Origin of the sequence: Exiguobacterium sp. s56 (assembly GCF_018618255.1) — a bacterium.
GTDB classification, from domain to species: Bacteria; Bacillota; Bacilli; order Exiguobacteriales; family Exiguobacteriaceae; genus Exiguobacterium; species Exiguobacterium chiriqhucha.
In genome coordinates, this window is the sequence record NZ_JACSLR010000006.1 from 98,699 (window position 1) to 110,173 (window position 11,475).

The 11,475-nt window shown below is 53.0% G+C and carries 13 protein-coding genes and 1 riboswitch; of the genes, 12 read left to right on the plus strand and 1 reads right to left on the minus strand.

Annotation, left to right across the window (positions count from 1 at the left end):
- Positions 1-2 precede the first annotated feature (2 nt).
- The 3 genes from KNP71_RS07840 to gcvH are packed head-to-tail and all read left to right on the plus strand — an operon-like array spanning position 3 to position 1,562.
- Positions 3-731: a hypothetical protein gene (locus tag KNP71_RS07840; RefSeq protein ID WP_021065486.1), complete on the plus strand. Its 729-nt coding sequence runs from the start codon at positions 3-5 to the stop codon at positions 729-731.
- 45 nt (positions 732-776) lie between these two features.
- Positions 777-1,139 (plus strand): arsenate reductase family protein, encoded by a 363-nt coding sequence (locus tag KNP71_RS07845; RefSeq protein ID WP_058764079.1) that lies wholly within the window; start codon positions 777-779, stop codon positions 1,137-1,139.
- Between the two features lie 39 nt (positions 1,140-1,178).
- Positions 1,179-1,562, plus strand: coding sequence for a glycine cleavage system protein GcvH (gcvH, locus tag KNP71_RS07850; RefSeq protein WP_021065488.1), 384 nt, complete (start codon positions 1,179-1,181; stop codon positions 1,560-1,562).
- 42 nt (positions 1,563-1,604) lie between these two features.
- Here gcvH and KNP71_RS07855 read toward each other — a convergent pair whose 3' ends face one another.
- The gene (locus tag KNP71_RS07855) at positions 1,605-2,657 is read right to left on the minus strand and encodes a PTS sugar transporter subunit IIC (protein WP_029595091.1); all 1,053 of its coding nucleotides are present in this window, start codon (positions 2,655-2,657) and stop codon (positions 1,605-1,607) included.
- 187 nt (positions 2,658-2,844) lie between these two features.
- Here KNP71_RS07855 and KNP71_RS07860 point away from each other — a divergent pair, with 187 nt between their 5' ends.
- The 9 genes from KNP71_RS07860 (at position 2,845) to sufU (ending at position 11,459) form a co-directional block, all read left to right on the plus strand.
- Positions 2,845-3,102, plus strand: coding sequence for a thioredoxin family protein (locus tag KNP71_RS07860; protein ID WP_021065490.1), 258 nt, complete (start codon positions 2,845-2,847; stop codon positions 3,100-3,102).
- 452 nt (positions 3,103-3,554) lie between these two features.
- A riboswitch (SAM riboswitch) is annotated at positions 3,555-3,660 on the plus strand.
- A gap of 77 nt (positions 3,661-3,737) precedes the next feature.
- Positions 3,738-4,766: a methionine ABC transporter ATP-binding protein gene (locus tag KNP71_RS07865; protein WP_021065491.1), complete on the plus strand. Its 1,029-nt coding sequence runs from the start codon at positions 3,738-3,740 to the stop codon at positions 4,764-4,766.
- Entirely contained in the window at positions 4,756-5,418 is a 663-nt protein-coding gene (locus KNP71_RS07870) for a methionine ABC transporter permease (protein ID WP_021065492.1), read from the plus strand. Before KNP71_RS07865 ends, KNP71_RS07870 begins: the two co-directional genes overlap by 11 nt.
- Before the next feature lie 30 nt (positions 5,419-5,448).
- The gene (locus tag KNP71_RS07875) at positions 5,449-6,282 is read left to right on the plus strand and encodes a MetQ/NlpA family ABC transporter substrate-binding protein (RefSeq protein ID WP_029595094.1); all 834 of its coding nucleotides are present in this window, start codon (positions 5,449-5,451) and stop codon (positions 6,280-6,282) included.
- A gap of 101 nt (positions 6,283-6,383) precedes the next feature.
- The gene (locus KNP71_RS07880) at positions 6,384-7,598 is read left to right on the plus strand and encodes an MDR family MFS transporter (protein ID WP_021065494.1); all 1,215 of its coding nucleotides are present in this window, start codon (positions 6,384-6,386) and stop codon (positions 7,596-7,598) included.
- Between the two features lie 172 nt (positions 7,599-7,770).
- Complete coding sequence (sufC, locus tag KNP71_RS07885) at positions 7,771-8,532, plus strand: Fe-S cluster assembly ATPase SufC (RefSeq protein WP_087576453.1); 762 nt, start codon at positions 7,771-7,773, stop codon at positions 8,530-8,532.
- 12 nt (positions 8,533-8,544) lie between these two features.
- A complete protein-coding gene (gene sufD, locus KNP71_RS07890) occupies positions 8,545-9,813 on the plus strand; it encodes a Fe-S cluster assembly protein SufD (RefSeq protein ID WP_021065496.1) in 1,269 nt (422 codons plus the stop codon).
- A 1-nt stretch (position 9,814) separates the two neighbouring features.
- Positions 9,815-11,035 (plus strand): cysteine desulfurase, encoded by a 1,221-nt coding sequence (locus tag KNP71_RS07895; protein WP_029595097.1) that lies wholly within the window; start codon positions 9,815-9,817, stop codon positions 11,033-11,035.
- Positions 11,025-11,459, plus strand: a complete 435-nt coding sequence (gene sufU / locus KNP71_RS07900; RefSeq protein ID WP_024372279.1) for a Fe-S cluster assembly sulfur transfer protein SufU — start codon at positions 11,025-11,027, stop codon at positions 11,457-11,459. Before KNP71_RS07895 ends, sufU begins: the two co-directional genes overlap by 11 nt.
- Positions 11,460-11,475: the final 16 nt, after the last annotated feature.

The following is an 11,475-nucleotide window of genomic DNA, read 5'->3' on the forward strand; positions in this document are numbered from 1 at the left end:
GCATGAAACGAGATGACTTATTAGAACGGATGGATGCAATCGGCCGCTCGGTCGCCAAGCATGAGGGCACGCTCATGCTCCTCGCGCTCGGTTCAATTGGACTTGAGATGGATCGGCTCGACGACTATTCGGACCTCGATTTCTTTTTGATCGTCGAGGACGGGCATAAGGCCCGCTTCATCGACAATTTGGACTGGCTCGCGGTCGAGCCGTTGGCGTACCAGTTCCAAAACACGAAAGACGGGCACAAGGTCATGTATGAGGACGGCATTTACGCCGAGTTCGCCGTGTTCGAGATCGTAGAGATGCCTGGAATCGCTTATACACCGGGGCGTGTCGTCTGGCAACGTGACGAGGCGCTCGACACGTTTGCGACGCCGAAGCTTGTCACACGCCCTTCAGACGCCGCACATCGCTACGAGGAGGCACTGACGAACCTATACGTCGGACTGCTCCGGGAACGGCGCGGTGAACAGCTCGCTGGCTTCGAACTCATTCAAGTCGCGGCTGTCAACAACGTGTTAATCGCGTACGGGGAGACGAGCGACCCCTTCAACCCGACGCGACGGGTCGAAGGGACACATCCGGAGCTCGTCGCACGTCTACAGGAGTGGTTACCCGGTTACGGAAAATCGGTCGAGGCGGCCGCAGCCATCCTCCGCCACATCGAGGCGCACCACTCGGTCAATCCGGCGCTCAAGCAAGAGATTGTGCGCTTGCTTGAAACATGAACCGACGAATCGGAATATGCTACAGTAACAGGAGAGGTGATGAACATGGTGACACTATATGGCTATCCGCCATGCAGTACGTGTAAAAAAGCAGAGAAGTGGTTGAAAGAGAACGGCATCGACTATACATATATCCATATCGTCGAGGCGACGCCGTCGAAAGACGAGTTGGCTGAACTATGGAAACAGTCGGGTCTCCCGCTTAAAAAATTCTTCAATACGAGCGGACAAGTGTATCGGAACGAAGGCATTAAAGACAAGCTACCAAATCTATCAGAAGACGAACAACTCGAGCTTCTTGCGAGCAATGGTATGCTTTTAAAGCGCCCACTCGTGACAGATGGTCAAAAATCAACTGTCGGATTTTCAGAAAAGTCGTTTACAGACGTTTGGGGCGAAGTGCTATAATACTCGTGTGAGTCTAATTCATTTGAGGGGGAAGTTAAGATGAGCAAAGTACCTGCCAATCTACGTTATTCAAAAGAGCACGAATGGGTGGAAGTGAACGGAAGCGTCGCCCGCATCGGGATCACGGATTTCGCACAAAGCGAACTAGGGGATATCGTCTTTGTCGAACTTCCTGAAGTCGGTGGCACGATCTTACTCGATGAGCCATTCGGTTCGGTTGAATCGGTCAAGACCGTATCAGAGCTTTACGCACCGATCTCTGGGAAAATCACAGCAGTGAACGAATCACTTGCCGATTCACCAGAACTCGTCAACGAAGCACCGTTCGAAGGCGCTTGGATGATCGAAGTCGAGTTGAACGACGCGTCAGACGTCGACAAGCTCATGTCAGCCGAAGAATACGAAGCGATGATTCAAGGCTAAACAAAACCCGGTTTCTCTTTACGAGAAGCCGGGTCTTTTTGATTAATCGAAGTCGAGACGGTAATGATCAGGCTCGATGAGCGACGTCCGGTTGAACAAACGATAGAACAGAATCCCGAGTGCGATTGGGATGAGCCCGAACAAGACGACGACAAGCATGACGTTCCAGAGCGCGAATCCTCCCGGCATCAAATGCAAGGCGTTGACCGGACCGATTAGACCCGAGACGCCGAATCCGGCACTGATTGGCGTGCCTTCAATCCGAAGGATACCTGCGAGCGCTCCAAGGATGGCCGCATTGGCGAGTACCGGCAACATCATGATCGGACGACGGACGAAGTTCGCCATTTGAATCTTCGGTGAGCCGAGGAAGTGGGCGATCGACGTTCCGGTCGCGTTCATCTGCCAGCCAGCGATGGCGAGACCGAAGCCGGCAGCGACGACGCCAAGGTTGGCGGCCCCTGCAGCGACACCAGACAGGCTGATCGCTGTGGCAATCCCGACCGTGGAGATTGGTGAGACGATGATGAGCGAGAACGCCATCGCGATCAACATGCCCATCACGATTGGCTGCAGTTCCGTCATCGTCATGATGATCGTTCCGACGTACGTCGTGATTTGTGAGATGTATGTGAGCAGGAACGCCCCGATACCTCCAGCGACGACGATGACCGTCATCGGCAAGACGAGCACCGTGTATGTCTTCAAGCGTGGCGACAACTGCATGACGAGGAACGTCGCGAGAGCGGCCGTCACACCGGCCGTGATGACGTCACCGATTCCGGCCATGAGGAACGCTCCTTCCTCGATGCGGATGGCGCCACTTCCGACCTGGGTCGCGATGCCGATCGTCCCGGCCTCGAGCGCCGAGCGTCCGAACTGCATGGCGACGGCGACACCGATGATGACCGGTAAGAGGCGCATCGCAATCGTCGTCGCATCTAAGATGAACTGCAAGGACGGAAAATACGGCAAGATGGCTTTCGTTAATTCACCGAGCAAAGCGCTCGGGATGAGGGCAATGAGAATGGCAAGACTGAGGCCGTTCAAGACGTTCATTAAAAATTGTTTTCCGGTAAGCTTCTCTTCCGTCATTGGGGATTCACCTGTCCTTTTCTACTGGTTTGCTGTTATGTACAAAAGTGATAAAGTTAATGACCATACTATGCCTCTTTCTGCTGAGCGTCAACAAGAAATGTTGAAATGTTCAGAATTTTCCATTTGAGCACAACTTTTGAACCGACTGGGCCGGATTCATATACTTAGAAGAGAGGTGAGCAAAATGATGACAGACGGATTCTTATATATATACGCCCCAATGTGCGGTACATGCGCCGTGGCCGAGCGGATGCTCTCGGTCGTCGAGGCGGTCGACCCAGAATTGAAGATTGAAAAACGCGATGCCAACTTTATCCCGAACGAGCTCGAGGCATATCAGGTTATGAGTGTCCCGGCGCTATTGAAGCTGGAGAATGGCCAAGTTCGCGATCGTTTGTACGCGTTTCAAAACGTCCAGCACGTCCTATCTTTCGTTAAATGAGATAGGATGATTAGAATAATCTGAAAATTTTAAATAATCAGTTGACACAGAAAGTTCACGAATGATATATTCATTACAACATCTTACTTGAACACAACATAGGACGAGATTTTCCCGTCATCAAGACGTTTTCGAACAACCGCTGCATGAGCTTACGCGATTTCAGGTGGACCTTCCCTTCGATTGTCCCCCAAAAAAATCAAGCGTCGGGGCACCGGTCGCGTAATTGCATGGTCCGTTCGAAGACCGAGTGATGGTTGGGTAAAAATCCCCCATATAAGGATGAATGCTCTGATCGGGCAAAAGAGGTTCATCTATGGGTTGTCCTTCAGTGACTCAAGGTGCTACGTTCTGTGTCATCCTCGGATGGCACCTTTTTTATTTTTTCGCATAAAATAGTTTGACATGAAAATAATATGTCGCTATGATAAGGCTAATCGAATACGCAACCACTCTTATCAAGAGAGGCTGAGGGACTGGCCCTATGACGCCCAGCAACCGCGGAGCAATCCGAAATGGTGCTAATTCCAGCAAGGTGAGAACCTTGGAAGATGAGAGCAATCGTTGTCCGTACGATAAAGTACGCACGTTTGCTCAAACGTGCGTACTTTTTTTGTTGTCAGGAGGGAAATGGATTGATTCAATTACGCAATGTGGCCAAATGGTTCGACACGAAAAACGGTCGGGTCCAGGCGGTCGATGATGTGTCGCTTACAATCGAAAGCGGCGAAATTTTTGGAATAATCGGATATTCAGGTGCGGGGAAGTCGACGCTCATCCGCTTGCTCAACCGACTCGAGGCACCGTCAAGCGGTGAAATCGTGGTCGCCGGCAGCGAGCTGACGAAGCTCACACCAAAGGAACTACGCGGGGTACGTAAAAACGTCTCGATGGTGTTCCAACACTTCAACTTGTTATGGTCGCGCACAGTCGCTGAGAATATCAGCTTCCCGCTCGAACTCATCGGGGTACCGGCGAGCGAGCGCAAACGCCGCGTCCAAGAACTCGTCGAGCTCGTCGGCCTCGCCGGACGAGAAGACAGCTATCCGTCACAACTATCGGGCGGCCAAAAGCAGCGAGTCGGGATAGCCCGTGCGCTCGCTACGAATCCAGAAGTGCTCCTCTGCGATGAAGCGACGAGCGCACTCGACCCGAAGACGACGGATTCGATTCTCGAACTGCTCGTCAGCATCAACAAGAAACTCGGGTTGACGATCGTCCTCATCACCCATGAGATGCACGTCATCCAAAAGATTTGTCACCGTGTCGCCGTCATGGAGGCCGGAAAGGTCGTCGAGACCGGGCAAGTCGCCGACGTGTTCCAACACCCGGAACAGCCAATCACGAAAGAGTTCGTCAAACAGATCGGCGCGGTCGAAGACATGTCGCTCACGTTCGAACATTTGAAAGCTCGTTATCCGAGCGGTCAAATCGTCAAGCTCAAATTCTTGAACGAGACGGCCGAACAACCGATTCTGTCGGAAGTGTTGAAGCAGCATGACATCGGCTTCAACATCATCGGCGGAAACGTGACGCAGTCACAAGTCGGTGCCCTCGGGACATTATTCATCCAATTGATCGGAGAGCCGGCTGAAGTCGAGCGGGCCATCGCCTCAATCCGATCACAGGCAGTGGAAGTGGAGGTAGAAAGCGATGTTTCCTAATGTAGATTGGCAAGTCATGTTAGAACAGACGTGGGAGACGCTCTATATGACGCTCGTCGCCGGAGCCGCGACGTTCGTCATCGGTCTCGCCCTCGGGATGCTCCTATATGTCACAAACGAGCCGCTCATGATGAAGAACCGTCCGATTTACACGGTCATCAGCGCGGTCGTCAACATCTTCCGGTCGATCCCGTTCATCATTTTGATTATCTTGCTCATCCCGTTCACGTTACTCGTCGTCGGGACGATGCTCGGGTCAACGGCAGCACTGCCGGCACTGATCATCGGTGCGGCCCCGTTCTATGCGCGGATGGTCGAGCTCGCGCTTCGCGAAGTCGACCGCGGCGTCATCGAGGCGGCTGAGTCGATGGGTGCGACAAAATGGCAGATCGTCTATAAAGTGTTGTTCCCAGAAGCATTGCCGGCCATCGTGTCAGGCATCACGGTCACGATCGTCGCGATCGTCGGTTACACGGCGATGGCAGGGGTCGTCGGCGGTGGAGGACTCGGGAACTTGGCGTTCCTCGAAGGATTCCAGCGTTCACAAAGTGACGTCACGTTCGTCGCGACCGTCTTAATCTTGGTCATCGTCTTCGTCATTCAGTTCATCGGCGATCGACTCGTATCTGTAATTGATAAGCGTTCTGCTTAATCTAAATAGAAAATTTGGAGGGGTTTTATAATGAAATCATGGAAAACAGTACTCGGTTTAACGGCAGCTTCAGCACTTACGATTCTCGCGGCTTGCGGCGGTGGGGATTCAGAATCAGGTTCAGGCGATGACAAGACACTCGTCGTCGGCGCATCAAACGTCCCGCACGCTGAGATTTTAGAGCACGTCCAAGACGAATACGAAGAGAAGGGCTATACGCTCGAAATCAAGAAGTTCCAAGACTACGTCCTCCCGAACAAGACGCTCGCAGACGGGGAGTTGGACGCGAACTACTTCCAACACGAGCCGTACCTCGAGTCGCAAATGGCTGAAAACAAAGACTACAAATTCGCTTCAGCCGGCGGCGTTCACATCGAGCCGATCGGTGTGTACTCGAAAGACTACGCGTCACTCGATGAGCTTCCAGAAGGCGCGGAAATCATCATGAGCTCGTCGGTCGCTGACCACGGACGTATCCTCACGATGCTTCAATCTGAAGGCTTGCTTACACTCGCGGAAGGCAAGACAACGGACGCGACGGTTTCAGACATCGTCGACAACCCGAAAAACTTGGAGTTCAAGACGGACGTCGAAGCGGCACTTCTCCCGCAAGCGTTCAACAACGGTGAAGGGGACGCGGTCCTGATCAACACGAACTACGCGATTGATGCCGGCCTCAACCCACTCGAAGACGCAATCGCTCTCGAAGGCGAAGATTCACCTTACGTCAACTTGATCGTCACACGTGAAGGCGACGAAGATGATGAGCGCGTCAAAGCACTCCTTGAAGTCCTCACGTCAGAAGAGACACAACAGTGGATCTTGGATGAGTACAAAGGTGCGGTCGTACCGGTCAAACAATAATTTCGTCAAGGCCCGGGCTATCCCGGGCCTTTTTTATTTGGAGTAGTTTTGGTTCACCAATAGAAGTACACTACATATATGTAGGAAAAGGGGGGATCCGGATGAACATACGACACATTCATCCGCTGACGCTGGGTGTCTTGTTTGGCACATTTTTTGCCCGGCTGTCGACATTTTTTGTTATGCCGTTTTTTGCGATTTATCTCGCGACGCTCGGTTTCTCGGCGAGTGTCATCGGGACGGTGTTCGCCATCTCGGCGCTATCGGGTCTGTTCATGAGCTTTTTCGGGGGAACGCTGTCTGACCGGTACGGGCGCAAACAGTTGATGCTGATCGGCATCGTCTTGAACGCCTTGACGTTCAGCGGCTTCGCGCTCGTGACAGAATTATTTTGGTTTTACATATTTTCGGTACTCATGGGTGTGTCGCGGTCGTTCCTCGAACCGGCGTCTCGCGCGCTCATCAGCGATACGACGCAGCCGGACCAGCGCGTCATCGTCTATAACGTCCGCTACTTTTTAATCAATATCGCGGCGGCGATTGGGCCATTGCTCGCGGTCGTTTTGTCGCTCACCGGCGCAAAGAGCGCCTTCTTCGTCGTGACGGGCGTTTACGTGATGTACGGACTCGTCATTTCGACACTGTTCCGAAAGTATCCGTTCGAGGAAGGGGACGGCGTCAAAGTCCGGCCGCGCTTGACGGAGACGTTCCGTGTGTTACAACAAGATAAGACGTTCCGCTTCGTCATCATCGGGATGATTTTTGCCATCATCGGCTATAGTCAGTTCAATGCGACGTTGCCACAGTTCATCGCTTTCCATGACGGATTCAGTGACGGCTCGCGTTTGTTCGCCTATCTATTGACGGTCAATGCGATCACCGTCCTTGTCGTCCAATATCCGATTATGCGATTCGGGATGCGGGTCTCACCGATCAAGTCACTCTTCTTCGGTGTCGCCACGCTGTCGTCGGGACTCCTCCTGATCGGCTTCGCGACCGAGACGTGGATTTTATTCGTCGCGATGGTCATCTTCACGGTCGGCGAGGTGCTCATGTTCACGATGACGGACGTGTTGACGGACGAATTGGCACCGGCCCATCTGCGCGGGACGTATTTCGGGGCGATGGGGTTGACGGCGCTCGGTCAGACGATTGGCCCCGTCATCGGAGGAGTGTTGCTTGATGGATTCGACAATGCAGCGTTGCCAGTGTTTGGAAGCTTGGCCGTATTGACGGCGTGTGGCGCCTTCTTCTTCACCGGCGCCTTGAAAGAACGGAAAGCAAGTTTGGCGTTAACCGAGGAAAAAGTTGGATAATGTCTTGATTTCCCGATATTCTCATTCTCAACATTTATGTTTTATTGAGAATGAATAATAAGGTGAGTCGCTTGAAATAAAAAATTGCCTAGATTAAGATTAGAATATATCTAATCTACGCCAAAAATGGCGAGAAAACGGAAGGGGTATCCGAATGTCTAACGTACCACACATGAAAATTGATGACCTCCGCGTCTCAATCGAAGGAAAAGAGATCGTCAAAGGTCTTAATCTTGAAATTAAAGGTGGCGAAATTCACGCCATCATGGGTCCTAACGGAACGGGTAAATCAACACTCGCATCGGCACTTATGGGTCATCCATTGTATGAAGTAACAGGCGGAAGCGTCGATTTGAACGGTGAAGACGTACTCGAGATGGAAGTCGACGAGCGCGCGCAAGCCGGAATGTTCCTCGCGATGCAGTATCCTGCTGAAATCAGTGGTGTCACGAATGCCGATTTCTTGCGTTCAGCAATCAACTCGCGCCGTGAAGAAGGCCAAGAAATCTCGCTCATGAAGTTCATCCGTGAACTCGATGCGAAGATGGACGTCCTTGAAATCCCTTCAGCAATGGCACACCGCTATTTAAACGAAGGTTTCTCAGGCGGAGAGAAAAAACGTAACGAGATTCTTCAGATGATGATGATCAAACCGAACATCGCCATCCTCGATGAGATTGACTCAGGTCTTGACATCGATGCGCTCAAAGTCGTCGCGAAAGGCGTCAACGAAATGCGCAACGAAGAGTTCGGCTGCTTGATCATCACGCACTATCAACGTCTCCTCAACTATATCGAGCCAGACTTTGTTCACATCATGATGGACGGAAAAATCGTCATGTCAGGTGGCAAAGAGCTTGCACAACGACTCGAAGCAGAAGGTTACGACTGGGTGAAGCAAGATCTTGGAATGACAGTAGACACAGAAGCGTAAGGAGGCTGTACGATGACCGTACAATTTGAATTGGATGCACAAGCAGTAGCGGCACGTGCAGAGGCGCTCGGTGGACCTTCATGGATGGTCAACCGTCGCAAAGAAGCAGCAGAACTTGCGCCGACTCTCGCCTTGCCAAAAGTTGAAAAGATCAAGATTGATAAATGGGACTTCGTCTCTGGAGACGTCGAGCTCACGAAGCATGACGGCTTGACGCCTGAAATCGAAGCACTTCTTGGAGACCACCGTACAAACGTGCTCGTTGAACGCAACGGTCATGTCGTCTACAACGAACTTGCGACGCCAGAAGGTGTCCTCTTCATGGGCATCAACGAAGCGATGGAACAACATCCGGACCTCGTCGAGAAATACTTCATGACGGAAGGTGTCCGCGTGGACGAAGAACGTTTGTCTGCGTTGAACGCTGCCCTCATGAACGGCGGTGCGTTCTTATACGTACCGAAGAACGTTCAGTTGAAAGACCCGCTCCAAGCCATCTTCACGATGGAACAAGCGAACGGCGCGCTCTATCACCACACGATCATCGTCGCAGACGAAGGCAGTGAATTGACGTACGTCGAGAGCTTCCTCTCGAACACGAACGAGCCGCACACGGTCAACGCCGTGACGGAAGTGTTCGCTGGCGCGAACGCGAAAGTCGTCTTCGGTGGCGTCGACCAGCTTGCTGAGTCGGCTCTATCGTTCATGAACCGCCGCGGTGTCGTCTATGAGAACGCACGCCTCGAATGGGCGCTCGGTCACATGAATGACGGCAACTCGGTCGTCGAGACGAAAACGCACCTCGTCGGAGACAACACGTTCTCAGACACGAAAGCGGTCACGATCGGTCGTGGCGCACAGAAACAAAACTTCAACATCCGGACGGACCATTTCGGGAAGTCTTCAGAAGGGTTCATTTTGATTCACGGTGTCCAAAAAGATTCGGCCACGGCCATCTTCAGCGGGACATCGATGATTCACCATGGCGCTTCGAAATCGAACGGCGTTCAAACGGAACGTGTGCTCATGTTGTCTGAAAAGGCACGTGGGGATGCGAACCCGATTCTCCTCATCGATGAGGACGACGTCATGGCAGGTCACGCCGCTTCGGTCGGACGCGTCGACGACGTACAGCTCTACTACTTGATGAGCCGCGGTCTGTCACGTAAAGAAGCCGAACGGTTGATCATTCACGGATTCTTGAACCCGGTCGTCGAGCAACTCGCGATCGAGTCGGTCAAAGACCGTCTCCGTGAAGTCATCGAAGGGAAAGTACGTTAAGATGATTGATGCCTCGATTCGTAAACAGTTCCCGATTTTAGATCAGGAAATCAACGGTCATCCGCTCGTCTATCTCGACAGCGCGGCGAGCTCCCAAAAACCGCTTGCTGTCATCGAGGCGATCGAGGATTACTATCGCCGCATCCACTCGAACGTGCACCGGGGCGTCCATACGCTCGGGACGCACGCGACGGATGCGTATGAAGGGGCGCGGGAGCGCGTCCGTTCATTCATCAACGCCGCCGTCCCAGAAGAAATCATCTTCACACGCGGGACGACGACGGCGATTAACCTCGTCGCGTCAAGCTACGGGGACGCCAATGTCGGCGCGGGGGACGAGATCGTCCTCACACCGATGGAGCACCACGCCAACTTGATTCCATGGCAACAGCTCGCCAAGCGTAAAGGGGCCACGCTCCGTTACGTCGAATTGACGCCGGACGGTCGGGTCACGCTCGACGCGGTCCGTGCCGTCTTGTCGGACCGGACGAAAATCGTCGCCATGAGTCACGTCTCGAACGTGCTCGGCACGATCAACCCGATCGCCGATGTGGCGAAGCTCGCCCATGAAAAAGGCGCGGTCATGGTCGTCGATGCGGCGCAAAGCGCACCGCACCGGAAACTTGACGTGCAAGCACTCGATTGCGACTTCCTCGCCTTCTCAGGCCATAAGATGCTCGGTCCGACCGGGATCGGTGTCTTATACGGGAAGAAGCAGTTGCTCAAAAACATGGAACCGGTCGAATTCGGTGGCGAGATGATCGATTACGTCGACTTGTATGAGTCGACATGGAAAGACATCCCGTACCGGTTCGAAGCAGGGACGCCGATTATCGCCGGCGCCGTCGGTTTGGCAGCGGCCATCGACTTTTTAGAAGACCTCGGTCTCGAGAACGTCGAAGCCCACGAACGGGCGCTCGCGACGTACGCCATCGAACAGATGCGTACGATTGAAGGCATTGAAATTTACGGACCAGAGGAACGGGTCGGACTCGTCACGTTCAATTTAGGTGACGTGCACGCCCACGACTTAGCGACCGTCTTGGATATGCAAGGCATCGCGGTCCGGGCCGGCCACCACTGTGCCCAGCCGCTCATGCGTCTCCTGAAGCAATCATCGACAGCCCGAGCGAGCTTCTACTTGTACAATACGAAAGAAGAGGTCGACCGCTTCATCGAAGGGCTACGTCAAACGAAGGAGTATTTCAATTATGAGTTTTAACAATCTCGACATGTTGTACCGACAGGTCATCATGGATCATTATAAAAACCCAAGAAACCGTGGCGTCATCGAAGATGGCGTGACGGTCGACTTGAACAACCCGACATGCGGGGATTCACTCCGACTCCAACTCCAAGTCGAGGACGGAATCGTGAAAGATGCCAAGTTCGAAGGTGAAGGCTGTTCAATCAGTCTCGCGTCGGCATCGATGATGACTCAAATCGTGAAGGGCAAGTCTGTTGACGAGGCACTCCAATTGGCCACCATCTTCTCGGAGATGGTCCAAGGAAAAGACTATGATACAGACACGTTCGACCTAGGCGACATCGAAGCGTTGTCTGGCGTCTCAAAGTTTCCGGCTCGCATCAAGTGTGCCACGCTCGCGTGGAAAGCGCTTGAAAAGGGAGTCGACGAGGAAGCGTAAGTAGAAGGAGGAGACC